Origin of the sequence: Algoriphagus sp., assembly GCF_046296635.1 — a bacterium.
Lineage (GTDB): Bacteria > Bacteroidota > Bacteroidia > Cytophagales > Cyclobacteriaceae > Algoriphagus.
In genome coordinates this window covers 1-25,612 of record NZ_JBKBKZ010000038.1, presented here as the reverse complement: position 1 = coordinate 25,612, position 25,612 = coordinate 1, and the positions used below count along the sequence as shown (strand labels likewise).

The following is a 25,612-nucleotide window of genomic DNA, read 5'->3' as shown; positions in this document are numbered from 1 at the left end:
TGACACACCCCTACCCCTGACTTGAAATTTTAATGATCAGCTTTGATGTAATTTTTTTGGTAGATGATGACCCTATAAACAACCTTATAAACAGGAGACTTTTAGGTAAAACAGGTATTTGTGACCGAATAATTGAATTTATTAGTGCGCAAGAAGCCTTAGAACAAATCAACTTACTTAAAGAGAGAGATACACTTCTTATTTTTCTTGATATCAATATGCCGGTTTTAAATGGATGGGAGTTTCTGGATGCATACAATCAATTATATTCCGACAGAGAGGACAAAATCGTCATCCTTTCAAGTTCGATAGATTTTCAGGATAGGCAAAAAGCTATGGAATACCCGAGAGTTTCAGGATTTTTGGAGAAACCTCTTTCTTTGGAAAAAATCAGTACGCAGATGGGGAAGTATGAAAGTTGAGGAATTGATTTTTGGGATTTACACTATTCTGGCAACTAACAAATAATATCTTGGAAATCGTTTGGGAGACCGAAGACTGGAGACCACGCCACGGCGCGCAGGCGAAGAAGGTCTGAATCTAAATTTTGAATTATCTCTTTATGTTGCTTCCATCTACTGGCAAAAAGCAGATCTACATATAAAAGAAAAATCAAGGCAAAACCTTCACAAATCTTTCCCAAATTTCACGCATTAAAACATAAGGAACTGGGGAATCGCCACCAGAACTACCCATTCGGACAATTACCAAATTTTGTGAGGGCACGACCATCATGAATTGACCGTTTTTCCCGATTGCCTGATACATATCTGTTGGGGCTTTTGGAATTAATGAACCCGGAATGACTATCTGAGAACCCGGAACCATATAAGATGACTTTCCATTCAACCAGGTCAAGTAGCCATAACTCAGATTGAGGTTTTGAGAGCTTTGAGACATTTTATCGAAGAAATCTCCTGACCAAATCGTATTCCCATTCCAATGTCCTTTAGCCAACAGGAGCAATCCAAATCGAGCGAAGGACCGCGCATCTGAGTAAAACACATTATTGAAACCTGTTTTCTGCCAGAAGCCCTTCATTCCAATTTTATCACCAAGCTTTTCTTTAAAATAAGTCTGATAATTCTTTCCACTCGCATTTTCCACTACCTTTTCGAGTAAAGTATAAGGGGCATTGTGATAGCTCCAACGAGCACCGGGCTTGGCCAAATATTTTAGATTCGCCGGAGATGGATCATCGAGATTCGCCACTTTGTCATCCAATCCGGTGGTAAAAGTAAGCTGATGAATTAGTCGAATATTTCTTTCCTGATTATTTGGCATCGAAGTCCAGCCTTGACCAAGGAATTTTTGAGTTCGGTCATTCGTGCTAAGTAACTTCTCCTGTTGCGCGATACCTACCAAAGCAGCTGTAAGGGTTTTACCCGCCGAGGCCCAATACCAAAGGGAATTTTGATCCATCCCTCCCACTCCTGTGAGTTTACTGCCCCAATATTCCTCCACCACAATTTTCCCATCTTTCAATATGATAAAAGCCCGAGTATCCTGAGTTGGCAGCCACGCTAGCATTTCTGCAAGGGCTGTCTGATTCCAACCCAATTCAGCAAGCGGAATCTCATCCCAAACAGTAGATTCATTCGGAGGATAATATAAATCCGGAACGGGAACTGGCTTAGGTTTTTGGGCTTCGACGCACGAAAAAACGAGGAATGCACAGCATCCAATCAAGAATTGAAAAGTATGGGTCTTGGAGATGGTTGTCATTGTTGTCGAGTTGTCGTTGTTGGAAGGGTTGTGCCCCCCGGCCCCTTTTAGGGGGAGAATGGGGAATCAGTATAGGGTTGTTGTGTTTGTAGTTGTTTGAAGGGTTATAATTTGAAAGGGTTGTAATTGTTGTCGAGTTGTCGTTGTTGTCATGAATTAAAGGGTTGTCATGGTTGTCGAGTTGTCGTTGTTTTCGGAATCAAGGATAATCATATAGTTTATTATGAATAGCCTGAGCTTAAACTTTCCAGAATCAACAATAATATGAATTAATATTCATGCGATTAATCATAGCATATTTTTCGTGAACTGGAGACCTTCTTTATGACAGCAAACACTCTTATAAACCTTTGCCGCTGTGAGTGTCACTCACAGCATTTAATCCAAAATAAAATTATCACATTTAGACATTTACAAGTTTCAATACACAAAAAGCAATTAAATTTTCATTCAAATCACCTTAGAGGATGGATCCTTTTGGTGAGTGAGAGACACTCACCGAGGCTGAAAAAACACACAGCACCCATTGAAGATTTGAAAAGTACTGCTCCAGGAATTGGATAAGATGCTGTGGTTCATATTTTATTTTCTAAGGGTATCTTCAATAAACTTCTTTAAATCTTCCCGGAAAAGTTTTGCCGAAGGCAAATCAGTATACATCATATGTCCAGCTTCATAGTAGGTCATGATGATTCGATCAGTTGCAGATTTTGGCAAATCGAGATGCGATACCGAATGCTCTACGGCATAAAAAACCGTGGCCAAATCGTAATAACCATTCATCATCAACACTTTGACATTAGGATCCTTACTCAAAGCATCGGCCATATCCGGCAAAGTGGTCACAGCTGCATCAGCACCCCAGAAACTATTCCCTTGATGTTTCCAATCCCACTTAAACCCTTCTTTCGAGTAAGCCGAGGTAGCATAGAGCAGATCTTTGCTTACGCCCAAACTTCCATGGAAATAATCCAAAAACGCCATCGTGTAGGCAGGAGAAATAGCATCGCTCTGAGGATCGGTAAATGCATCCATAGACATTGGGTCAATATTGATTCCTTTATATCTGCTGTCAAGACGGCCTACTGTCTCCCCGGTACTTCGAAGTAATTCCTGAAAATATTCTCCGGCATTGATTTTTAGATTAGCTCTTTTCCAAATCTCCGAGGAAATCCCCGTGAAATTCTGAAGCTTTTCAGCGACAGCTGCTTTCTCATTATCGGTGATTCGATTGCCTTTGAAAAGTGCCGGAGCGTATTCGTTTTCTGTAAATTCCCTCACTTGCTGAACGAAAGCAGGCAAGTCTGATCCTTTATTGGATACTTTATTATGATACCAACTTGTAGCTGCCATGGTTGGCAGATAGGCGATGTATGAAATATCCTCGTTGGGAGCGAAAAAAAGTGTTCGAAGATCAAAAACAGAGGACACATTAATGACTCCATTTAGCGCATAGCCTTTATTGAGCAAATAGCTCATCACACCTGCATTCCGAAAAGTCCCATAGCTTTCACCAAGAATGTATTTAGGCGAATTCAATCGGTTATGGGCTTTCAAAAACTGCATGATAAACAGACTTACGCTCCGAATATCCTGATCTACTCCCCAAAAATCCTTACCGGTAGCCTCCCCAATTGGCACGCTTAATCCTGTCCCAACCGGATCCATCATCACGACATCAGCCACATCCAAAATGGAGAATTCATTATTGACTACTTCATAGGGTGCCGCCTGATTGTAATTGGGATCATCCACGACGATCCGCTTTGGGCCCATGATTCCCATGTGAAGCCAATAGGAAGATGATCCCGGACCTCCATTGTAGGAAAAAATGATCGGACGATTTTTCTCCGGATTTTCCTTGAAATACGCGGTGAAACCAAATAGTGCTATGGGCTTATTGTTTTCGTCTCGTAGCTCCATGGTACCTGCTTTAGCATTCAGGTTGATCGTTTTGCCATCGATAGTCACCGATTGCTTCGATTCAAAAACCTGAGCAATTGGCTGCGGAGCAGTGACTTCCTTTTTTTCCTGGGCGATGGAAATGTTACTTAGAAAAAGAAAAATGAGTAAAATTCGGGGTTTCATGAGGGTTGGGTTTTGGTGATTGAAAGGGTTATCATGGTTGTCAGTGTTTGAAGGGTTGTAATGGTTGTAATGGTTGTCATTGTTGTCATTGTTGTCGAGTTGTCATGGTTCAAAGTGTTGTCATGGTTGTCATAGGTGTACCCCCCGGCCCCCTCAAGGGGGAGAAGGGGCATTGTTGGTGATCAGTTAAGGGTTATTATTGCCTTGATTGTCGGTATTTTTCATGTGTTTATAATTTGATTTTTATAGGCCACACCTGCCTGCCGGCAGGCAGGTGGAATCTTCGCATGGATTATAATTTTCCCCCTGTGTGTCGCTTTGGGTCCTGCCTGTCTGCCTAAGGCAGGCTCGATTTCATGAGGAAAGGAATGGTAATTGAGGAAAGTAAGTTAATTATTATTGGTTAATTCGTGGATTGCTTAGGGGGAATATCCAAAAATTCAAACCTTGTTTGCAGAATTTTGAGTTCTTTTCTTTTTCTTTCCTTCGTCACTTTTTGTGAGGCAAAAAGTAACCCCGCCCCGGCGGGCAGGCAAAAACCTTCGGGACCCAGTCTTTACTTCCAATCGGTGGTGTTTTCCGCCGGACAAGTATATGTGGGCGATTGGATTTTTGGAGCTATCTGGATCAGGTGGCAGCTTTGAAAATTGGAAAGCTGGAATAGCAATGGGCATTTTGTCTTAACAGAGCAAAGAAGGCTGAAGGCCTGACTTGAAAAAGCCTAGGGTGAGCGAAGCGGAGCCCTTGTAAAAAAAGAAGAAAGGCCATTGAGCTCGGCGCAGGAATAGTGTGGAAAAGGATGTTGATGCCGAGGAGGGTTAAAAAGTCTGAATTGTAAATTCAGAAAGCTTGTAGATTTCGGCTTTTTCAGACTTCTGAATTTAGACTTCATACTTACAGGAGTGGTTCTTCGGGTTTCAATTGATAACAGTGCTCATGGGGTTTGAAACCTAGTTTTTGATAGAAAGGCTCTGCATCTTCTGCGGCAAAAAGTATCAATCGAGCCTCAGGAGCGAGACTTCGGGTAAATTTTAGAATTTCTCTGCCTATTCCTTTTCCTTGATAATTTTTAGCCACAGCCAAATCAGCAATAAAGCAGCGGTAGCAGAAATCTGAAAGCCCTCTCAGAAATCCGATCAATTGACCATCCTCTCGGGCTGTGATAAGGAGGTTTGAACCTTGGATCATTCTGTTCAGATGATCGGGATCATGCATAGGTCGACGTTTTCCTAAGCCAGAGTCAGTAAGAATAAAAATATATTCTTCAAGGCTTAGATTCTTTTCAACTTGGAACGAAATCATTATTTTGAAAGAATAAACTAGAAACTATGACAGGCGGAGCAGGATTCAGCAGAGATTCCAGTCAGTCCTTCAAGGATAATCATGAGTTAGGAAAAATCCGGCCAAGATCCAGCTACATCAAATCTAGCAGGAATTTGGAAAATGTCGATTCAAAGGCTATTTCTGAAGGAATCAATCACCGAATTTCCCGAAAGTCAGCCTTGGAAAAAAACAGGAAATTGGTTTTGCTAATTGTAATAACGACAGCCTTAATCCTTACTTATTTCTTCATTTGAATTAATTCAAGACATCCTGCAAATCCACTCTCTTTTTAAAAGTGGCTTTTGCAAAAGGGCAAAGCGGGATGACCTTGATTTCTTCTTTTCGGACAAATGCAACCAAAGCTTCCAACAATTTCGCGCCTTTTCCCTGACCTTTAAAGCTTTCATCAACTTCAGTATGTTCAATGATCATTTTTTGCGGGCCTGCCATTACATAGACCATTTCGGCCAGACGTTTTTCATTTTCCTCTATAAAAAACGAGCCTTTTCGGCCGTCAAATTGATGTTGGATGTCCATATGGATAAGTAGATAAGGATAAATTGTTAATTGCGTAATTGTTGAATCGATGAATTGACTAATTGCTGAATTGTTTAAGATTCAGGAGTTCTAAATTAAAATATCGCAAGCCTAGGTTCCCAAAGCTTTTGGCTCTTGTTTTTTTCTAAATCTAGATACTTGCGTCTTGATACTTAATACTAAATTTCTCAACTAATCGTCCTTCCCTCCACCAAGCGATCATACTCCTCATCATTCGGTTCCCATAGTTCGACGCTGTGACCATCAGGATCCAGGATGTGCACAAACTTTCCGTATTCTAAAGTTTCGATTTCGTCTAGAATTGTAACTCCTTCGGATTTAAGATTGGCTACCAATTCTACCAAGTTTTCCACCCGGTAGTTAATCATAAAGTCCTTTTCGGAAGGCTTGAAATAGGTGGTATCATCTTTCATTGGTGACCATTGGGAGAATCCTTTTTGATCAGGGTTATCACTGCTTCGCCATTCGAAAGCTGTCCCATAGTTATCGGTATTCAAACCCAAGTGTTTTTGATACCAGGACTTGGTAGCATTTGGATCTTTGACTTTGAAAAATATTCCTCCGATTCCGGTGACACGTTTTTTCATGGTTTTTTAATTTTTACCAAGCTACAAATGCAATTTTGTAATGGAGTTTAAAAGTCAAAAAAATAGAGGCCGTCTCAAAAAGGGTTCCAGTGTCAGCCTGAGCGGAGTCGAAGGCCATTCCTAGGGAATTGGACTACATTTCGACTTCCCGCCACGGCGGGCAAGCTGCTACCAATGTGACATTCGGTACTTCTGAGACAGCCTCTAATTGATTTTAGAAATCTTTTAATTATAGCTTTTACCTTTTAATCAAACGCTCGGTCATAATAATGTATCCGATCTTCACCTGAACCATATACATGCCCGGAGCCAAACCATTCAAGTTTAGAGTTTGGATGAAGGTTTTCTCACGGTAGATACTGTCCTGAATAACCAATCTACCCACAGCATCAAACACTCTGATTTCAACTGCAGCTCTCTCGTCCAGATCGACCATTATATTGGTTTCGTTCTGAGCTGGATTTGGATACAAGATGAATTGATTAGGCCCAATTTCTCTTGAAAGCTGGATTTCCTTACTAATCGACTGCCCTGCACGATCCGTGCTGAAAACAGTAACGGTCATCTGTGCGGCTGGAGTATTCGTTCCCTTCCAGATCAGTTTGTTCTCCAGAATTTCCATGTCAGGATGCTCTGCCATGCTATAAGTATGGATATCGTCGATAGGATCAATGGTGCCGAGTATTCCAATAACTTTTCCTGACTTTAAGTCTTTGTACAACTTTTTATTGCTAAGGGAAATATCCAAAGATTGAGGTTTGTTCTCCACAATTACTGTCAACACCGGCGCTTCTCCATACCTCACTTGAATTTGTGGCGTTACCGAAGCTCTAATCTGATATGATCCGGGTGTGAGTGGTTCGTAATCCCCAGCTATCCAGTCAATGTCCACTCCATCCTCAGTCTCAATATCTGAGACTACATCTTTAAAGGATGTATTCCAAGGTACTGAAATCACCAATGACTCACCTGGAATCAATCGCTTGCCCTTCCCTCCTTTTCCTTTCGGTACCGTACGCTCTATTTTCACCGTTGCAGTCACTGAATTTCCACTTGCATCAGAGGCTGTAACCACCACGTCAAATTTGCCTGCTGTAGAATTTATCGTACCTGCCGCAGGTGACTGGGTGTAAGAAGTTATTCCGCAGTTATCAGTTGCAAAGCCACTAAAGTCGGGGATTGAATAGGTAACACCTTCATTTAGCGATAAGGAAATGGTTTTAGGAAGCCCTTCAAATTTTGGTGCTTTATCTTCAAAAACAGTGACTAAAACTATTGCTGAGGAAACATTTCCATTCACATCTGTAACAGTAAACAGAACCTCTTTAACTCCTACGTCTAAGCAATTAAAGTTGGTTTGGCTTAAGGATAAGGTTACATCACCACAGGTACTAGAGGAGCCTAAATTCACATCGTTTACCTTAAGATTTGCTTCATTCTTTTTACCCAATTTTAAAGTAACTGAAGGTTGCGCATTCAACTGAATTCCGCAGACTGGTGCACTTACCAGTACAGTTTGAATGGAAGTGGATTCATTTCCTTTTGCATCTTTAGCTGTCCAAGTCACCTCAGTCATTCCCACAGGGAAAGTCAAAGAAGCATTGTTTGTGATCATAACCTCACCACAATTATCTGAGGCAATTGGACTTCCCAACTGTACGCCAGTTGCAACATTTTCACCGGAGTTCAAAGTTACCGTAACATTTGCCGGGGCCTGTATCTGAGGAGCAGTCGTGTCCTCAACGATTACCGTTTGCAACTGAGTACTGGAGTTGCCATCCGCATCGGTGTAGGTCCAAGTGATGGAATGAGTTCCCTGCTCACTATAAACCAGCGGATCCGCAGTTGTACCAATAAGTTCAACCCCTCCGCAACTTGTTGCCTGGGGAACATCAGTCACTTCGACACTACATTGTCCTGTGAGCGTTGGAAGTTCGGACACCACAGGGGAAGGCGATCCTCCATAGTTTACTGTAATCCTCACAGTATAATCAATCCTAATACCTGGTGGAGTACGATAATACCAAGTGAACAAATAAACCCCACTTCCATCGGTACCGGTCGGCTGAAATACGGCAGGTCCTGCCGGTTGAATGTAAACTGGGTAGCACAATGATCCAGGTTGAGGTCCCGCTGCATAGAAGGAATTCTGAATTTCCTGTTGAGTTGGACAATTGAGCGTTTGGTCCAAAGCTCCGGGTTCTGTAATCCAGAATGGCTGAGTATCTGTTTCCATAATAACCAACTGCGTCTGTTGACTGACATTTCCCTTTCGGTCATCATATGTCCAAGTAATTGTATACTCGCCAGCAGCCGTAAAAAGAACCGACCCATTAGGTTCAGCAGTAATAATCCCACTACAATTATCAGTAGCTGTCGGATAATTCCTTATTTCAAGTAGGCAATTACCGATTAGTGTAGGCAATGATTCCACATTTGGAACAGGTGCAGTGGTATCATCCACAATCACAGTTTGCTCCTGAGTCGTGATGTTTCCATTTCCATCATCGTAGGTCCAAGTGATGGTGTAAGTTCCTTGCACGTTGTAAGTCAGCGGATCTTCGGTTGTTCCTGTGATCGTTCCTGCACAATTATCACTTGCAGTCGGCGCGGTAACTTCCGCTGAACACTGACCACTGATCACTGGCAACTCAGCCAAGGTAGGAACTGGCTTGGTCGTGTCTTTAACGATGACCGTTTGCTCCTGAGTGGCGGTGTTTCCATTGCCATCATCGTAAGTCCAAGTGATGGTGTAAGTTCCTTGCTCGCTGTAAGTCAGCGGGTCTTCGGTTGTTCCTGTGATCGTTCCTGCACAGTTATCACTTGCAGTCGGCGCGGTAACTTCTGCTGAACACTGACCACTGATCACTGGCAACTCAGCCAAGGTAGGAACTGGCTTGGTCGTGTCTACAACGATGACAGTTTGCTCCTGAGTCGTGGTATTTCCATTGCCATCATCGTAGGTCCAGGTGATGGTGTAAGTTCCTTGCTCGGTAAAGCTTGTTGGATCGGTGGTTGTTCCTGTTATAGTTCCTTCGCAGGCATCGTTAGCCGAAGGCGCTGTGACTGTAACTGAACACTGACCACTGATCACTGGTAACTGGGCAACGACTGGAACCGGAGCAGTGGTATCATCCACGATTACAGTTTGCTCCTGAGTCGCAGTGTTTCCATTGCCATCATCGTAGGTCCAAGTGATGGTGTAAGTTCCTTGCTCATAATAAGTTAGCGGATCATAAGTTGTTCCTGTTATAGTTCCCTGGCAATTGTCAGTTGCAGTCGGCGCAATAACTTCTGCTGAACACTGACCACTGATCACTGGCAACTCAGCCAAGGTCGGAACTGGCTTATTCGTGTCCTCAACGATGACCGTCTGCTCCTGAGTGGCGGTGTTTCCATTACCATCGTCGTAGGTCCAAGTGATGGTGTAAGTTCCTTGCTCATTATAAGTTAGCGGATCATAAGTTGTTCCTGTGATCGTTCCCGCACAATTATCAGTTGCAGTCGGTGCGGTAACTTCTGCTAAACACTGACCACTGATCACTGGCAACACAGCCAAGTCCGGAACTGGCTTGGTCGTGTCCTCAACGATAACCGTTTGCTCCTGAGTGGCGGTGTTTCCATTGCCATCATCGTAGGTCCAGTTTATGGTATAGGTTCCTTGCACGCTGTATGTCAGCGGATCTTCGGTTGTTCCTGTGATGGTTCCTGCGCAGTTATCGGTTGCATTGGGTGCGGTAACATCCGCTGAACACTGACCACTGATCACTGGCAACTCAGCCAAGGTCGGAACTGGCTTATTCGTGTCCTCAACGATGACAGTCTGCTCCTGAGTGGCGGTGTTTCCATTTCCATCATCGTAAGTCCAAGTGATGGTGTAAGTTCCTTGCTCATAATAAGTTAGCGGATCATAAGTTGTTCCTGTTATAGTTCCCTGGCAATTGTCAGCGGAAGTTGGAACAGTTGAAACCGTCGCTGAACACTGACCACTGATCACTGGCAACTCATACAATGTCGGAACCGGCTTGGTCGTATTGGCAACAATTACTGTTTGCGTCTGAGTGGCGGTATTTCCATTTCCATCGGCATAAGTCCAAGTAATCGTATAGGTTCCTTGCACGCTGTATGTCAGCGGATCATTTGTAGTACCTGTTATCGTTCCTGCACAGTTATCAGTTGCAGTCGGCGCGGTAACTTCTGCTGAACACTGACCACTGATCACCGGCAACTCAGCCAAGGTCGGAACCGGCTTAGTCGTGTCTTCAACGATTACCGTTTGCTCCTGAGTGGTGCTGTTTCCATTGCCGTCATCGTAGGTCCAAGTGATGGTATAAGTTCCTTGTTCGCTGTAATTCAGCGGGTCTTCGGTTGTTCCTGTGATCGTTCCTGCACAGTTATCACTTGCAGTCGGCGCGGTAACTTCAGATGAACACTGACCACTGATCACTGGCAACTCAGCCAAGGTCGGAACCGGAGCAGTCGTATCATCCACAATTACAGTTTGCTCCTGAGTCGCAGTGTTTCCATTGCCGTCATCGTAGGTCCAAGTGATGGTGTAAGTTCCTTGTTCGCTGTAAGTCAGCGGGTCTTCGGTTGTTCCTGTGATCGTTCCTGCACAATTATCAGTTGCAGTCGGCGCGGTAACATCCGCTGAACACTGACCACTGATCACCGGCAACTCATACAATGTCGGAACCGGCTTGGTCGTATTGGCAACAATTACTGTTTGCGTCTGAGTGGCGGTGTTTCCATTACCATCGTCGTAGGTCCAAGTGATGGTGTAAGTTCCTTGTTCGCTGTAGGTCAGTGCATCTTCGGTTGTTCCTGTGATCGTTCCTGCACAGTTATCAGTTGCAGTCGGCGCGGTAACTTCTGCTGAACACTGACCACTGATTACTGGCAACTCAGCCAAGGTCGGAACCGGCTTGGTCGTGTCCTCAACGATGACCGTCTGCTCCTGAGTCGAGATGTTTCCATTGCCATCATCGTAGGTCCAAGTGATAGTGTAAGTTCCTTGTTCGCTGTAAGTCAGCGGGTCTTCGGTTGTTCCTGTGATCGTTCCTGCACAATTATCAGTTGCAGTCGGCGCGGTAACATCCGCTGAACACTGACCACTGATCACTGGCAACTCAGCCAAGGTCGGAACTGGCTTAGTCGTGTCCTCAACGATAACCGTTTGCTCCTGAGAACTGGTATTCCCTGCCTCATCGGTATAAGTCCAGGTAATGACCGTTGTGCCTTGAGAGGTAATTGGGAAGATACTTTGGTCGGTTGTTCCCTGAATGATTCCGTCTTCAAGGTCAGTAGCAGTAGGATTGGTTAAGTCCTCGAAGTTAACTTGACATTGTGCGTTTTGGGGTTCGAGGTTTTCAATATCAGGAACAGGTGCTTCTTCATCTACTTCTTCCCCTCCACCATAAATTCTGGCGATTCTTACTCGGCTGATATTATTATACCCTGTAAAAAATCCTCCAATCAAAATCTTACCATCGGGCTGAAGAACAATGCTCCGGACTGTATTGTTTGCCCCTGTACCCGGATTAAAGGAAGTATCCAATGTTCCGTCTGTATTTAATCGGGCAATTCGAATTCTGCTGGTCCCATTGTAGCTGGTAAATCCTCCACCAATCAAAATCTTACCGTCAGGCTGATAGACTAATGAAGTAACTGAAGAGTTTGCTCCAATTCCCGGATTAAAAAAGGTGTCCAAGCTCCCGTCTGAATTAAGACGCGCAATTCGAGTTCTGACTACACCATTAAAGCCTCCAAAATCTCCCCCAATCAAAATTTTGCCGTCTAATTGAATCGCAAGTTTATGAACTGAACCGGTTGCTCCGGTACCGATTGTAAAAGATGTGTCAATGCTTCCGTTTGAATTCAAACGAGTAATATAATTTTTAGAAACACCATTGAAAGAAGTAAATAATCCCCCAATCAAAATCTTACCATCATCCAGAGTGGCCAAAGTAAAAACAGAACTGTTTGCTCCAGTCCCAGGATTAAAAGAGGAATCTAAACTTCCATTTGAATTAAGGCGAGCAATTCGGTTTCTAGAAACACCATTATAAAAAGAGAATACCCCCCCTATCAAAATCTTTCCATCTGACTGTATTGATAAGGTTAAAATCTCATTGTTCGCCCCAGAACCCGGATCAAAAGTGGGATCTAGACTCCCATCTGAATTGAGTCGTGCAATAAAATTTCTGGAAATACCTCCGTACGTAGTAAATAATCCCGCTATTAAAATCTTACCGTCTGGTTGAAAAGCGGCAGCTCGAACCCTCCCATTTAGGCCCGAACCAAGATTAAAAGAAAAATCAATTCCACCATCAGAATTTAATCGAGCGAGGTAGTTTCTTAACACTCCGTTGTAATTGGTAAATTCTCCTCCTATTAAAATCTTCCCGTCATTCTGAGTTTCCAGTGTGTAAACAAAATTGTTTGCACCTGTTTCTGGATTAAAGGAGCCATCCAAACTCCCCTCTGCATTGATTCGGGCAAAATAATTTCTGGTGGCCACATTGTATTTGGTAAAAAATCCCCAAATCAAAATCTTACCATTAGGTTGCAGGATCATGCTCCAAACTGAATTGTTTGGCCCTGAGCCCGGATTAAAAGTGGTATCCAAGCTTCCGTCAGGATTGATTTGAGCAATTCGATTTCTGATGGTCCCGTTGAAAGTGGTAAAATTTCCTCCAATGAGAATCTTGCCATCGGGCTGAAGGACCATGCTAAAAACTGTACTGTTTGCACCAGTGCCTGGATTAAAGCTAGCATCCAAACTTCCGTCGGAATTTATCCGAGCAAGGTAATTTCTGATGTTCCCGTTAAAACTTGTAAAATCTCCCCCAATCATAATCTTGCCATCTTCTTGAGAAACCAAAATCCAGACAGGCGAATTTGCCCCTGAGACTGGACTAAATGAGGTATCCAAACTTCCACCGGAATTTAATCTAGCAATATAATTTCTGATGGTCCCGTTAAAACTTATAAAATCTCCCCCAATCAAAATCTTGCCATCAGGTTGTAGAACCACTTTAAAAACCGCACCGCTTGCTCCTGCGCCTGGACTAAATGTGGTATCTAAACTTCCGTCCGCATTTAGCCGAGCAATTCGATTTATGCTTGAACCATTGTAGTTTGTAAAGTAACCTCCAATCAAAACTTTGCCGTCAGATTGAAGAACCATGCTATAAATCGCGTTATTTGCACCTGTGCCTGGATCAAAGGAGGGATCCAAACTACCATCTGAATTTAAACGGGCAATTCGATTTCTATTTATCCCATTATAATTAGTAAAAAATCCTCCAATCAAGATTTTTCCATCAGGCTGAAGCACAACACTCCTTATCTCATTATCTGCTCCATTTCCTGGATTAAAGGAGGTATCCAAGCTTCCATCCGCATTTAATCGTGCAATTCGATTTCTGCTGATTCCATTGTAAATGGTAAATTGTCCCCCAATCAATATTTTGTCATCAGGTTGTGGTACTATGCTCCAAACTGTATTGTTTGCCCCATCACCAAAATTTAATCCTTCCGAATTAAAAGAAAGATCAAGTTCACCAGGATTTTGGGCTTGAAGGGATGAAATGCTTAAAAGCAGTCCTGTCAGAAGAAGTAAGATTTGTTTCATGGTTCCGTGCAGTTTTCTGATTAAAAAGCAGGAACCTGTGTGTGAAAATCAAAAAAGTGCCTGCATGATAAAGATGCAGGCACTTATTTTATTAAAAGAGAGGGAATTAGAATTCGGTGGGTTTGAGGGAGAAAATGGTCGGATTAAACAGGACAGGTTTTTTCAATACCGAACTTTAAAAGGTAGGCAACTAACCCAATAACTATCGGCAAAACTGCAGCGGGTAAACCTGTTGCAAAAGCTGGTATAATGGCGATAAGTACTGCAGAAATAATTGCTTTAGTATCAAACTCCCCAATCCCGTGAACAACCTGACAAAAGATTTTTTTTAACATAGCCTTTAATTTTCTAAAACGAGTCTTTAACCACTCAGGAATCAAATTAAGTTTCATTCCCTCTATCAGGTTTAAACTCAGTACTTCTCCATCTTCAAACTCATCTAAGCCATGAGGTAAATCATTAGAAGATAAATACTCCTCCATTTCTGGATTAAAAATTTCCCTGTCAAAATAGTTTATTATAGCAAAATCATCTCTTTGCGCCAATGATTTTGCCTCATTTTCGATATAAAACAACCAATTGTTATTTACATCAATTTCAGAACTAAATAATATTTTAGTCATAATGTTTAGATTTATTTTTGTTTAACATTAATGTTTAAATTAGATATTTAAATTAAAATTTTTTCTAATATTTAACTTCAAAATTCACTAGATATTCACCCAAGTCTTCTTTCTAAAGATAAATTTCCGTAAATTATAAAATCTCTAACTGTTATCATTATTTTAGGAATTATAAATAAAATTGCTATTTAATATTAATTATAAACCAGCAACTGCCCTATTTGTGAGCCGGCGATAACAATCCTGCAAGTGCTCCAACAGAACCTGATGCTATTGCAGTGAATAATGTTAAAATTGTTGCGTCAATAGTTTTCCCAGAAAATGACAAGAGAATAACTCCAGCAATAACTGTCAAGATTGCTAAGCCTAAAGAACCAACAACAACTCTATATACCCAGTTATCAGGCAGGGATAGTTTAAATTGTTGAATAGCCTTAACAGGATCATCTTTAAACTCTTGTTGTAAATGAGCGTTGGATGAAAGCTCTTTTTGAAATTCGACGAAATTTTTGATCTTTTGCATTAGGTTGAAATTTATAAATTAGTAAAAATTTTATTTATTTCTTAATTTGTAAATTTAAGTTTCAGAAAAATAAAGGAGGTTTTTGGCTCCACTATTTTTTCTATTTAATTGTTAATGAATTTGTTAGTATTGAACCAAATTCTTTTCAATCTATTCTGTGCCCCCTGAAATTTCACGAGTAAAATCCTGATAAGTCAAGGTATCCCAAGCAGAGACCATTTTTCCTTCACTGGCAAACTGATGTTTTAGGGTTAAATGAAGACGCGAATCGAAAAATCTTTCCATAGCCTTTGATTTAAAACTGATGGAAAATAATAGAAAAACCGTCTCTTAACCATCTAAAAATAGTTTCCGGTCAATCTCATCTAGAATCCGGCGAAATCTCTCTTGTCAATGATCAATGTTCAAACTCAATAATCAAACTCAATGACCAATTTTCAAGTAACCTATTCAAGGACCAATTTTCAAACTCAATGACCAATTTTCAAGTATCCTACATTTTGAACATTGGAAATTGTCCATTGGTAATTGCTCATTGCTCATTGAGCCTTGTTCATTTTCAAAAGTCCCACCACAAAAAAGCCATATTGGATGATATTGGCGAGGACACGGATGGACCAAATTCCTCTTCCGATTGCGGTGTAGCTGAGCATGTCTACAAAGAATGAACTGAAACAGTAAATGAATATCCCCGAAAGAATCCAAAACCAGGAATATCTCAAAATCTCTCCCGTATTCTCGGCGATTCGTAGCAAGGCAAAGGCGGAAAGAAAAGAGGATGTCACGAGAAAAAACGAGTAGATAAATGAAGAGTACGTATCGTTTGGACTGGAAATCACAATTCTCAAAATAAACTCCGTAATAAACAGCCCCGAAAAACAAATTAAAAGGATATTTCTCCACACGATCTTTTGCTGGAAATTCAAAAAGAAAAAGCAAAGCCAAACAAAGAACAAACATTCATACCAAAGGTATAGAATCTGAAAAACTTCGTGATAATCAAACAATTCATTTGATAAAAAATAATAGATGATCATCCCAAAACTATCCACCAAAGCCCCAAAAACTAAAAAAATAATGAACAGGCGAAACTTAGTATCGCCTGTTTTTAGCTTGAATACCGCAAATAGTATCGGTATCCAAATCGCCAGTGAAGAAATGGTCTGGAGTTGCGCAGGTGTCACTCGTCGGTACCGGTGGGTTTTGGTGGCCAAGAGTATTGGAGGAGCATTACGTCATTAAATTTTTCTATATGCTCTACTAGGCAATCTTCTTTTTTCAAATTTGACCCATCCGCTTTACAAGGTGCCAGTATTATCCTGATTCGCTGCCCACTAAAGAAGTCATCGTTGGAATATCCTAAATAATATCGAATATGGGAAATATCTCCCTGATCAAAGAACTGCCTAAAATAGGGACTTCCTTTTCCATATTTAGTTGAAAAATAAGCAAATGGATAATCGACGTGACTTGAAAAATTTGAGCGAAAACGGTTCCTCATTTCATTAACATTTCGAGAATCACGATAATCAAAATTTTGTGGATTTATCGGAGGTTCATTTTCAATATCATTAAGGATATCCGCTTTTGAAGATTCGCTGCTATAATTTTTTCTGATTAAATCTTTAACAATGCGCAGACCTCTACCATGAACTGGAGGACGATTAGGCATTAACCCGGTAAGCCAAGCAGAATTATTCTGGTATTCTTCTTTTATTTTTTGGATCGCTAAAATTGGTTTTTGGGAGGAACTAGAATTACAAAACCAAAAAAGGATTCCATTCACATCTTCTTTACCTACCCACTCTTGCAGTTGCTTGGCTCTAAAAACCCCGGAAATATGCCCATCCATTTGAACAAAAACGCTACAATTAACAAACTCCAAGAGATATTCAGCGGCTTGTGAATACCCGATAGGTTCAATAAACTTTTCATTAAAATCCATATACTTTTTGAATTAAATATTTAAAATATAATTGTTCGAATTCAAATCCCCCTACCCCCTTTGATTGGCTAATCGTTCCCATTTATTTTCTTGGTTAAGGAGGAGTTGCCTCAATTCCGAAATCCAACATTCAAGCTTGAATTCATTTGGCAAGCTCAGACCGTCTTATGGCTTATGTCTTATGTCTTCTGTCTTCCAGAAACAATGACGCAAAAAATACCTACCGAATATTTTGCTTAATCACCCCTGATCAAAAGTCTTTTCCGGTTGGTTCGTCGGTTTGGCCTAGCCAAATGATCACCCCTGTTCATTTGCTTTTACCTAAAAACTTGAATAAAGATCAAGATCTCGACTAGTTTTACTTAGCTAAAACCAGATTTTGGTAGGAAAGACTTTGATTTCGGTTCCGTATGAATCGATTTTGGCACTTACTTTTTTTACAATTTTTCAATCTTCCAATCTTTCAATTTTAGTAATTGAGATCGCTTCGGATCGTTCCTACCCTCGCGATGACGCATCGGTCATCCGTCATCCGACATCGGTCATTTCCTCAGCAAATTCAAAAACTCCTCCTTCCGCCTCCTCGATACATCGACCACAGCACCGTCGGACATTTTCACCTGTCCTCCTTCTCCTTTGAAGTATTCGTTTACATAGTCGAGATTGATCAGGTGGGAATTGTGAACCCGGAAGAATCGGTAATCTTCCAGCATTTGCTCCACATCTTTGAGGGTGCGGGAAACCAGGATTTTCTTTTTATCTGTCGTGAAAAAGGTAGTATAGGTATTATCAGATTCACAGCGAATAACATCCTTGACCTCCACGAAAAGGTATCCGGTCAAGGTTGGCAAGGCGATTTTCGCATGCTCCGCCGGAAGATTCAGGTTTTTCAATAATTGATTTACTTGTGCCTTGGAGTTTCCCTTTTTCTCTCTGAATCGCTCCAAGGCTTCTTCAAAGTCCGAGGTGGATATGGGTTTGATCAGGTAGTCAATTGCAGACAGCCGAAATGCCTTCACCGCAAACTCTTCATAAGAGGTCGTGAATATGAGCTCGAACGGAATGGTTTCCAGTTTCATCAACCAGTCAAATGAGGTCTGAGGTGGCAGCATCACATCACAGAAGACCAAGTCGGGGTTGAGGCTTTTGGATAGCGCATCAGCCTCTTCCACTGTGGCAGCCGTTCCTACCAATTCCAAATCACCTTCATGAGCAACCAAGCGCTTCAAGTTCTCCTGTGCGTGTGGTTCGTCCTCGACTATTAATACGCTATATTTCTTCTTCATTCTTCTTCAAAAGGTATAATCAGTCTGACTTGGGTTCCTACTCCTGCTTGAGGGTTGATATCAAATGAGGCTTGGGTGCCACGCAGTTCGTTGAGGTTCTTGAATTTTTCTTCCATAAGTTGCAGCCCCATACTGCTCTTCTTCACCATTCGGGAAAGGTCGATTTCGGATTTTTCAGATTTCTCAATGCCATTATCAGAAATCAAAAAATGAAGATGATTGGAGCCGTTTTTAGATATATGCAATTGGATTATTCCATTTGCATTTACTCCATGCCAAACTGCGTTTTCCAGAAATGGCTGAATCAACATGGGAGGAATGAAGTAATTGCCTGGGGAAATACCATCTTCAATTTGGAAAATGAATGAAAAATCCTCTTGTCTTCTGAGATTTTCCAAGTCCAGGTAAATTTTATTCGCTTCAAGTTCTTCTTCGAGGCTCACCCAATTTTTAGCGGAGCTCTCCAGCACATATCGGATCAACTGTGAAAATTTGATCAGATATTCGGATGCTTGCTTGGGTTCTTGCGCTTGTATAAAGTGGTGAATGGAATTGAGGCAATTGAAAATGAAATGCGGATTGATCTGGGCTCGAAGCGCTTTCAATTCTCCTTCCGCTTTGCTGAGTTTGAGTTCGGTCTCTCTTCTCCGGAAATCAGACTCTCTACGTGAGCGATAAATCACAAAAATGATAAAGGAAAATGCAAGAATGACCGGAAGTAATCCAACAAGGATAGCCAGATTAAGATCAGGGGCGTTAGCTTCCATAGATCTCGCTAAGAAATCACAGGATTACACGATACTACTAACCAGATAATGAGCCGCATGGGTATGAAAAAAGATCTAAAGGAGGTGGTCAATTATTACTTTAAGATATTGTTTTTCTAATATCAAATGAAACAGTTAAAGGAAAAATGTGAAAAAAAAATGTAGGATGCTGGATGTCTGATGTCCGATGTTTTAAGGGTTGTCATGGTTATCGGGTTGTAATGGTTGAGAAGTGGGAAGGCTGGAAATTTCTGCATCTTCGGTCTTCGGTCTCCCCTCTTGCATCTAGAGCATCGATTAATTAGTAAAGTGATTTTGACCTTTTAATAATGAACATCGAATGATGAATCCTCCTGCGGCGGACAGGTGTTGAATGATGAAGTAATTAGGAAAATCGTCTTGTATATTATGTCTAACTTCTTGTGTCTTGTATCTTTTTGTACCCCCCGCCCCCCCTTTAGGGGGAGAATAGGCAGTGATGAATAATGAGAAAAATGATTCTCCAATTTTTTAATAATGAACATCGAATGTTGAATGATGAAGTAATGGGAAAAGTCTAGCGTCTTGCGTCTTGTATCTTGTATCTATCTTCTCAAAGAATGCTTTTCAAAAAATTCCTTGCCCGATCCAGGTCCTCTTTGGTATCGATAGCAATGGCTTGATGGGCGGTTTCTACCATCCGGATTTTTACGCCTTTTTCTATCAACCGTAGCTGCTCCAACATTTCAATCTGCTCCAGTCGGCCTTTGGGCCAAGTGGTGAATTCTTTTAAGAGTTCGCGGGTGTAAGCATAAATCCCGATATGTTTCCAATAGAAAATATCATCATTCCGCTCGCGGTTGAATGGAATTGGGGAACGGGAGAAATAAATCGCATTCATTTCTGCATCCAAAACGACCTTTACGGCATTTGGATTGTAGGCCTCATCTTCGGGAATTCGGCACATAAGTGAAGCCATTTTCACTTTTGGCCTTTCAAAGACAGCCACCAGATCCTTCAATGATTTTGGATCCTGAAATGGTTCGTCACCCTGAACATTGACAATGAGATCGGCATCCACCAACTCCAACGCCTCAGCGATTCGGTCGGATCCGCTTTCGTGGTATTTTTTACTGAAGAAAACATTGCCTCCCAGGTCGACAATCTGCTGCTCAATTTCCTTATGATCAGTTACCACCCATACTTCGTCAAAAACACCTGTTGCTAGTGTGCTGACATAAGTTCGTTGGATTACGGATATTCCTCCAAGATCCTGTACCAATTTTGCCGGCAGGCGAGTGGATGCATATCGTGCGGGAATAAGGGCAGCTGTTTTCATTCTGAGGTTTGGAGATTGCCAATATATATTTTAAAAATTGGATTAGATTTTCCTAATCAAAAACAAATTCTATCTAATTCTAAAGGCCTTTTTGACCACTTTGATTAAGTCAAATTTCCTTGGCTGTTTGATCTTCTTTTTCTTGGTTTCCAAGTCATCTCCATAATAATTGTACATGTACTTATTATTCTGAGAATACAGATAGGTATTTCCATAACCGTAATTATATCCCTCATAATGGTATCCCGAGTTGAGTATACCATTAAAGACCCCATAGACATTTTTAACTTGCTTGTTGTTGAACAAGTCATTGATCATAACCAAGTGATCTTTCACCGTGTAGTTTTGCCGAACTACATAAAGATTGATGTCAAAAAGCCGCATGAGATCAATGGTTTCAGAAACGAGACCCATGGGTGGAGTATCAAAAATGATCACATCAAATCGCTCGTCCAGAAAGCTCAAAAATTCAATTAACCTCGGAGTTTGAAGCAATTCAGCAGGGTTTGGAGGAATTACACCTGAAGGCACGAAAAACAGGTTTTCCTGTTGGGTTGGAAAAATTATGGCTTCAGCTGACGCTTTGCCGATCAAATAGGTGGAAAGTCCGACTTTTTCTGAATGATCGAAATAGGTCGCTAGTTTTGGTCTTCTCAAGTCAGCTCCGACTACTACTGTTTTTTTGGAACCCAATGCCATGGCAGAGGCCAAGTTCAAAGAAGTAAAAGTCTTTCCTTCTCCGGAGACGGAGGAAGTTACCAGGATTTTTTTTGTGTTTTTGCCTGAAGCCAGATAAGTAATCGCTGATCGAAGTGAACGAAAAGATTCTGCAACAGCAGATTTTGGATGTTCCAGCACCACTTTATTGGTCCCCTTGGTACTATATCCAACTATTCCGAGTTGGGGAATCATGAAGTGCTTTTTCAAGTCTCTCTGATCCTTGATACTATCATCAAACATATCCCTAACAACAATGAAACCAAATGGAAGCAATAATCCCAATGCAAGGGCAAGCCCGTAATTTTGAGTCTTCTTAGGAAAGACCAAGGTTCCCTTTTTTGCAAGGTCAAGAATTGCATTGTCGGATACGTTTGCCGCCCGGGCAATTCCTGCCTCCGCTCTTTTTTCAAGAAGGTAAGTATAGAGTGATTCCCGTAATTTGAATTCTCTGAAAATACTGGAGTATTTAGACTCAGACTCCGGAAGTCGGGCAAATTCCGCATCATAAACTCTGATTTCTGCCTGAATACTTTTCTTTTGCTTATTCGTATTAGCTATCAGATTCACCACGTTTTCAAAGAGTGCATCTTGGATTTTTTCAATTTGCACATCAATTTTATTGACTTCAGGGTGATTTTCATTGACAGTGGCCAGGAGTTTTCTGCGATCTTGGGAGAGCGTGACCAAAGTTTGAATTAAGCCATTAAGTAATGGATCAGGTACTCCGATGACGGAGGGAGCGACTACATCTGAAAAATCCTTACTCTTCCGCTCCATGTACTGGCGGATTTCTTCAAAATATTGAATTTGAAATTCCAGTTCTGCATTCCGTTCATCAAGTGAGTTCATTTTTGCCAGAATGCTGGAGAACTCAGCGGATACATCGAGCAATTTGTTATCAACTTTGAATCGTTGAAGTTCCCGTTCCTTTGCCTTCAATGAATCCTCCAGGAATCCGAGCTGACTTTCTATGAAGTCTATGGTATTTTCCTGGATCTTATTTTTTTCATTTAAATCATACTCGATGTAGGATTGCATGAGAGCATTGATGTAATCGCGACCTTTTTCCACCACAGTGGTGGTAGTACTTAATCGAAGGACAGAAGAATATTCATTCTCCATGACCACTTGTACAGACCGCGCAAGATTTTCTTCCAAGACAGCAGGATTGATCAATCTAAAAATAATGACTTCGCCAATTCTGGAAGGATTGACTAAAAAGACGGTAAACTTGGAGCGAGCAGTTTCTATCTCCTGACCAAAGGTATAGGTCTTATTGAACACAGACTCATCTCCAGCAGCTTGGGCTGCATTAAAATCTAACAGTCCTTTTTCAGCAGGAAAAAGTCTGTAATTTGTTTCGGATAAGATTTCAAGTTCGACGGGAGTATCTGTCACCTGTAAATGGTTCCAGTCCACATCAATTCTCACAGGAGACCGATCGTAAAGTTCAATGTCTTTGATGTTGGTTTTCGCAAAATACTCCACATCAAAATGGAGTTTGTCCATCGCGATTCGAGCCATGTTTTTGGACCGTAGGCGAAGGATATCATTTTCCAGATTCACACCGGCATTGAAAATGTTAGAACGATCAAGGATTCTGGATTCCGGGGTGCTGCTGTTTTTGATAACAAGCGATCCTGTCACCTGAAATTGATCCACCGTATACCTGTGAAATAAAAATGTACCTGTGATAAAAAGTACTGTAAAAAGCACATACCAAGGCCAATAGCGAATGTATTTGGCAATCACATAGCGGATTTCAAGTGCCTTTTCTTCGTTGTCTAATTGGCTGAGGTCTAGCTTCTCCATTTCCTTATAAATTCCTCGTCACTAAATTAATTATTAATAAAGTAGATGCCAACAGTCCAGCGAATAACGCTAAGGAACCAGTAAGATTATCGGCAGTACCGATCTGTCTGATTTTCATAGGTTCGAGGTAAAGAATGTCATTGGGTTGAATAAAAAACCATGGACTCCCTAATAATGCTCGATCATGAAGGTTGATTTGATGAATTTTGGTACCTCCATCATATTGACGAATCAAAAACATTTTGTTCTTTTTACCCAAAATACTTGTCTCCCCTGAGTTGGCCAAAGCATCAAAGAGTGTGGCCCTGTTTTTATAGATAATCTGAACTCCCACGCTGTTGAATTCCCCTAAAGTAGTATAACGTATCCCTGCGATTCGCAGCCTTACGTAAACCTCCTCTTTAAAAAATTTATTTATTTCCTGCTGTACGGCAAGCTTAGCACCCTCTTCGGACAAGCCTCCGATTTTGATTTTGCCAAGTCTGGGAACCTCTACAAATCCATCTTTATCGATCGAGTAACCCGTCATGTAAAGCGGGTCACTACCACCTCCGCCTCCACCACCGACACCTATTCTGCCTATCATGCTTTGAGGGGAATTGAGAAAGGTAAAACCTTCAACGAGCTCAGGATCTGCGCTTGCAAAATCTATTTGTACAATATCAAAGGGCTGCAAAATGTAGGTATAATTCACATCAGCAAATGGTATGAACTCATCTAAACCAATGGCTGTACTGTCTGAAAGGTTTTGTAAATAGGTGATCCGCTTATTGCTGATACAAGAAGTAGCCAACAGAATAAGGCCGGCAAAAAAGAAGAATTGCTTCATTCAGTAGTATTTGAAAACAGTGAATCAAATATATAGAAATTAGATGATCAACAATAGAAAGTGTTATACAAGATATACTTTGGGGGATAGGCAAAGGCCATATATTCTGCGTGAAATAGGCTAAAGCGAGATACGCTTCGCGAAATATACTCTAGGAGATAGGCTGAAGCGAAATATGCTTCTCGAAATAGGCTAAAGCAAGATACGCTGTAGCGAGATATACTATGTTAAATAAGCTCCCTCCGGTCCCGAAATAGGAAGAAAGGAGATAGGCTTGGCGAAAGTTCTCGTTTTTAGGAGAGGTAGCTTGTTTAATCGTCCGATTAAAAATGGAATCCTGATTCACAAGTCGTGACGAAAACATGACCCTGAAGCGAGAGTCCCAATGAGCGCTGTGATTTCGGGAGTGTCGAACTTTTCAATAACCCCTGGTGGAAACCTGGTGTGCAAAAAAGACAATTAGCACCAACGATGGTGCTGGATATTGATTTAAAAAAACAGAGTTGATACCAGCGCAATGGAAAATGAACATGAGATTTATGGTAAATTCGCTTCATGTTGATTCGCAAAGCTTCGGAATCCGATATTCCACAAATCATAGAATTACTTAAAATCTCCTTGGGAGAATCTTTAATCCCTAAATCTGAAGCACTTTGGAAATGGAAGCATTTGGACAATCCCCATGGAAAGTCACCTGTTTTACTTGCTGAGGAAGATGGGAAACTGATTGGGGTTCGAGCATTTTTGCGGTGGGATTTTGTAGAAAAAGGGTTGGTTTACAAAGCCTGTAGAGCAGTAGACACAGCTACCCATCCGGAATACCAAGGAAAGGGTATTTTTAAAAATCTCACGCTGTCGTTAATTGAAGAGATCAAGGAAGATGATGTGGAATTGATATTCAATACCCCCAATTCTAAAAGTACACCTGGATACGTCAAGATGGGATGGGAAAAATGGGGTAAACTACCTCTGAAGTTGAATTTTCACTTCCCCGAACAAAACAGAGATATGGAAGGCACCAGGGATTGGTCCCTTATCGAAGGGTTGATAAAAAAAATCGAATCTTCTGAGCAGAATGGCCATTTTCTCCAAACAAGATTGGTTTCCGGTTACTTCCATTGGAGATATCGGGACAATCCACTGTTCCCTTATGACTATTTAAGTGATGGAGCCAACTACCTCCTGATCTATCGAATCAAAGAAGGAAAGATGGGACGTGAATTTCGGATTTGTGATTTTTTCACGACTGGGGGTCTTTTAAAATCTGTCGAAAAAAACTTGCAGGTTTCCTTAAATCAAAGGATAAAATCTTCCGGGTCCAGATTTTCTTCCTTTTCAGGCCTGGCCTTTCCTAACCAAAAAATCTTAGACATGGGAGCTATTCCTATTCTTAAAATTGGGCCTTTGGTCACACTCAGAAAAGTTCAAGATGAGTTTTCCCCGATGAATATGGCTTGGGCTTGGAGTTTGGGGGATTTAGAGGTGTTTTGAGGAAGGGTTGTCATGGTTGTCGTGGTGGGAAGGGTTGTAATGGTTGTCAGGTTGTCGTTGTTGTCGTGGTTGTGGTGGTGGGAAGGGTTGTAATGGTTGTCAGGTTGTCGTGGAAGGTTGGAAGTAAGGAAGTTGGGAGGTTGGGAAGTTGGGAGGTTAGGAAGGGTTGTCATTGTTGTCATTGTTGTCCTTGTTGTAATGGTTGTCGTGGTGGGAAGGGTTGTAATGGTTGTCATGGTTGTGGTGGGAGGTTGGAAGTATGGAAGTTGGGAGGTTGTCATGGTTGTCATGGTTGTCGTTGTTGTCGTGGCGGGAAGGGTTGTAATGGTTGTCATGGTTGTCAGGGTTGTGGTGGGAGGTTGGAAGTAAGGAAGTTGGGAG

Annotated in this window: 19 protein-coding genes and 1 pseudogene; 3 read left to right on the top strand and 17 right to left on the bottom strand. The window is 41.5% G+C overall.

The window, feature by feature from the left end; all coding sequences use genetic code 11:
• Positions 1-32: 32 nt before the first annotated feature.
• Entirely contained in the window at positions 33-422 is a 390-nt protein-coding gene (locus ACK4HU_RS20570; protein ID WP_409809654.1) for a response regulator, read from the top strand.
• Positions 423-612: 190 nt separating this feature from the next.
• Here the strand turns inward: ACK4HU_RS20570 and ACK4HU_RS20565 are convergent, their stop codons facing one another.
• The 3 genes from ACK4HU_RS20565 to ACK4HU_RS20555 form a co-directional block, all read right to left on the bottom strand.
• A complete protein-coding gene (locus ACK4HU_RS20565) occupies positions 613-1,725 on the bottom strand; it encodes a serine hydrolase domain-containing protein (protein ID WP_409809652.1) in 1,113 nt (370 codons plus the stop codon).
• 582 nt (positions 1,726-2,307) lie between these two features.
• Positions 2,308-3,813 (bottom strand): S10 family peptidase, encoded by a 1,506-nt coding sequence (locus tag ACK4HU_RS20560; protein WP_409809651.1) that lies wholly within the window; start codon positions 3,811-3,813, stop codon positions 2,308-2,310.
• Positions 3,814-4,707: 894 nt separating this feature from the next.
• Positions 4,708-5,115 (bottom strand): GNAT family N-acetyltransferase, encoded by a 408-nt coding sequence (locus tag ACK4HU_RS20555; RefSeq protein WP_409809649.1) that lies wholly within the window; start codon positions 5,113-5,115, stop codon positions 4,708-4,710.
• A 26-nt stretch (positions 5,116-5,141) separates the two neighbouring features.
• On the opposite strand from ACK4HU_RS20555, the gene ACK4HU_RS20550 reads away from it, so the two are divergent.
• Positions 5,142-5,390 (top strand): hypothetical protein, encoded by a 249-nt coding sequence (locus ACK4HU_RS20550; protein ID WP_409809647.1) that lies wholly within the window; start codon positions 5,142-5,144, stop codon positions 5,388-5,390.
• A 1-nt stretch (position 5,391) separates the two neighbouring features.
• Here the strand turns inward: ACK4HU_RS20550 and ACK4HU_RS20545 are convergent, their stop codons facing one another.
• The 13 genes from ACK4HU_RS20545 to ACK4HU_RS20485 form a co-directional block, all read right to left on the bottom strand.
• Positions 5,392-5,673 (bottom strand): GNAT family N-acetyltransferase, encoded by a 282-nt coding sequence (locus tag ACK4HU_RS20545; protein WP_409809645.1) that lies wholly within the window; start codon positions 5,671-5,673, stop codon positions 5,392-5,394.
• Between the two features lie 188 nt (positions 5,674-5,861).
• Complete coding sequence (locus tag ACK4HU_RS20540; RefSeq protein ID WP_409809643.1) at positions 5,862-6,281, bottom strand: VOC family protein; 420 nt, start codon at positions 6,279-6,281, stop codon at positions 5,862-5,864.
• A 238-nt stretch (positions 6,282-6,519) separates the two neighbouring features.
• On the bottom strand, positions 6,520-13,917 hold the full coding sequence (locus ACK4HU_RS20535) for an HYR domain-containing protein (RefSeq protein ID WP_409809641.1): 7,398 nt from the start codon (positions 13,915-13,917) through the stop codon (positions 6,520-6,522).
• Between the two features lie 143 nt (positions 13,918-14,060).
• The gene (locus ACK4HU_RS20530) at positions 14,061-14,540 is read right to left on the bottom strand and encodes a hypothetical protein (RefSeq protein WP_409809639.1); all 480 of its coding nucleotides are present in this window, start codon (positions 14,538-14,540) and stop codon (positions 14,061-14,063) included.
• Positions 14,541-14,757: 217 nt separating this feature from the next.
• Positions 14,758-15,063, bottom strand: a complete 306-nt coding sequence (locus tag ACK4HU_RS20525; RefSeq protein WP_409809637.1) for a hypothetical protein — start codon at positions 15,061-15,063, stop codon at positions 14,758-14,760.
• 150 nt (positions 15,064-15,213) lie between these two features.
• The gene (locus ACK4HU_RS20520) at positions 15,214-15,348 is read right to left on the bottom strand and encodes a hypothetical protein (protein ID WP_409809635.1); all 135 of its coding nucleotides are present in this window, start codon (positions 15,346-15,348) and stop codon (positions 15,214-15,216) included.
• A gap of 254 nt (positions 15,349-15,602) precedes the next feature.
• Entirely contained in the window at positions 15,603-16,277 is a 675-nt protein-coding gene (locus tag ACK4HU_RS20515) for a hypothetical protein (protein ID WP_409809633.1), read from the bottom strand.
• Positions 16,244-17,008: a hypothetical protein gene (locus tag ACK4HU_RS20510; protein WP_409809631.1), complete on the bottom strand. Its 765-nt coding sequence runs from the start codon at positions 17,006-17,008 to the stop codon at positions 16,244-16,246. The genes ACK4HU_RS20515 and ACK4HU_RS20510 overlap by 34 nt, the downstream gene beginning before the upstream one ends.
• A gap of 542 nt (positions 17,009-17,550) precedes the next feature.
• On the bottom strand, positions 17,551-18,294 hold the full coding sequence (locus ACK4HU_RS20505) for a LytR/AlgR family response regulator transcription factor (protein WP_409809629.1): 744 nt from the start codon (positions 18,292-18,294) through the stop codon (positions 17,551-17,553).
• A complete protein-coding gene (locus tag ACK4HU_RS20500; protein ID WP_409809627.1) occupies positions 18,291-19,061 on the bottom strand; it encodes a sensor histidine kinase in 771 nt (256 codons plus the stop codon). The genes ACK4HU_RS20505 and ACK4HU_RS20500 overlap by 4 nt, the downstream gene beginning before the upstream one ends.
• Before the next feature lie 592 nt (positions 19,062-19,653).
• Positions 19,654-20,379, bottom strand: coding sequence for a 3-deoxy-manno-octulosonate cytidylyltransferase (gene kdsB / locus ACK4HU_RS20495; protein WP_409809625.1), 726 nt, complete (start codon positions 20,377-20,379; stop codon positions 19,654-19,656).
• A 69-nt stretch (positions 20,380-20,448) separates the two neighbouring features.
• The gene (locus ACK4HU_RS20490) at positions 20,449-22,911 is read right to left on the bottom strand and encodes a GumC family protein (protein WP_409809623.1); all 2,463 of its coding nucleotides are present in this window, start codon (positions 22,909-22,911) and stop codon (positions 20,449-20,451) included.
• 4 nt (positions 22,912-22,915) lie between these two features.
• Positions 22,916-23,740 (bottom strand): polysaccharide biosynthesis/export family protein, encoded by an 825-nt coding sequence (locus ACK4HU_RS20485; RefSeq protein ID WP_409809621.1) that lies wholly within the window; start codon positions 23,738-23,740, stop codon positions 22,916-22,918.
• A 555-nt stretch (positions 23,741-24,295) separates the two neighbouring features.
• On the opposite strand from ACK4HU_RS20485, the gene ACK4HU_RS20480 reads away from it, so the two are divergent.
• Complete coding sequence (locus ACK4HU_RS20480; RefSeq protein WP_409809619.1) at positions 24,296-25,231, top strand: GNAT family N-acetyltransferase; 936 nt, start codon at positions 24,296-24,298, stop codon at positions 25,229-25,231.
• A 156-nt stretch (positions 25,232-25,387) separates the two neighbouring features.
• On the opposite strand, the pseudogene ACK4HU_RS20475 reads toward ACK4HU_RS20480, so the two are convergent.
• Positions 25,388-25,612 (bottom strand): annotated as a pseudogene (locus tag ACK4HU_RS20475) (hypothetical protein); the annotation flags it as partial.

What these genes read in the sequence shown, in the direction of transcription:
- ACK4HU_RS20570 (WP_409809654.1), top strand. Translation starts at nt 33, where the DNA reads ATGATCAGCTTTGATGTAATTTTTTTGGTAGATGATGACCCTATAAAC.
- ACK4HU_RS20565 (WP_409809652.1), bottom strand. Translation starts at nt 1,725, where the DNA reads ATGACAACCATCTCCAAGACCCATACTTTTCAATTCTTGATTGGATGC.
- ACK4HU_RS20560 (WP_409809651.1), bottom strand. Translation starts at nt 3,813, where the DNA reads ATGAAACCCCGAATTTTACTCATTTTTCTTTTTCTAAGTAACATTTCC.
- ACK4HU_RS20555 (WP_409809649.1), bottom strand. Translation starts at nt 5,115, where the DNA reads ATGATTTCGTTCCAAGTTGAAAAGAATCTAAGCCTTGAAGAATATATT.
- ACK4HU_RS20550 (WP_409809647.1), top strand. Translation starts at nt 5,142, where the DNA reads ATGACAGGCGGAGCAGGATTCAGCAGAGATTCCAGTCAGTCCTTCAAG.
- ACK4HU_RS20545 (WP_409809645.1), bottom strand. Translation starts at nt 5,673, where the DNA reads ATGGACATCCAACATCAATTTGACGGCCGAAAAGGCTCGTTTTTTATA.
- ACK4HU_RS20540 (WP_409809643.1), bottom strand. Translation starts at nt 6,281, where the DNA reads ATGAAAAAACGTGTCACCGGAATCGGAGGAATATTTTTCAAAGTCAAA.
- ACK4HU_RS20535 (WP_409809641.1), bottom strand. Translation starts at nt 13,917, where the DNA reads ATGAAACAAATCTTACTTCTTCTGACAGGACTGCTTTTAAGCATTTCA.
- ACK4HU_RS20530 (WP_409809639.1), bottom strand. Translation starts at nt 14,540, where the DNA reads ATGACTAAAATATTATTTAGTTCTGAAATTGATGTAAATAACAATTGG.
- ACK4HU_RS20525 (WP_409809637.1), bottom strand. Translation starts at nt 15,063, where the DNA reads ATGCAAAAGATCAAAAATTTCGTCGAATTTCAAAAAGAGCTTTCATCC.
- ACK4HU_RS20520 (WP_409809635.1), bottom strand. Translation starts at nt 15,348, where the DNA reads ATGGAAAGATTTTTCGATTCGCGTCTTCATTTAACCCTAAAACATCAG.
- ACK4HU_RS20510 (WP_409809631.1), bottom strand. Translation starts at nt 17,008, where the DNA reads ATGGATTTTAATGAAAAGTTTATTGAACCTATCGGGTATTCACAAGCC.
- ACK4HU_RS20505 (WP_409809629.1), bottom strand. Translation starts at nt 18,294, where the DNA reads ATGAAGAAGAAATATAGCGTATTAATAGTCGAGGACGAACCACACGCA.
- ACK4HU_RS20500 (WP_409809627.1), bottom strand. Translation starts at nt 19,061, where the DNA reads ATGGAAGCTAACGCCCCTGATCTTAATCTGGCTATCCTTGTTGGATTA.
- kdsB (WP_409809625.1), bottom strand. Translation starts at nt 20,379, where the DNA reads ATGAAAACAGCTGCCCTTATTCCCGCACGATATGCATCCACTCGCCTG.
- ACK4HU_RS20490 (WP_409809623.1), bottom strand. Translation starts at nt 22,911, where the DNA reads ATGGAGAAGCTAGACCTCAGCCAATTAGACAACGAAGAAAAGGCACTT.
- ACK4HU_RS20485 (WP_409809621.1), bottom strand. Translation starts at nt 23,740, where the DNA reads ATGAAGCAATTCTTCTTTTTTGCCGGCCTTATTCTGTTGGCTACTTCT.
- ACK4HU_RS20480 (WP_409809619.1), top strand. Translation starts at nt 24,296, where the DNA reads ATGTTGATTCGCAAAGCTTCGGAATCCGATATTCCACAAATCATAGAA.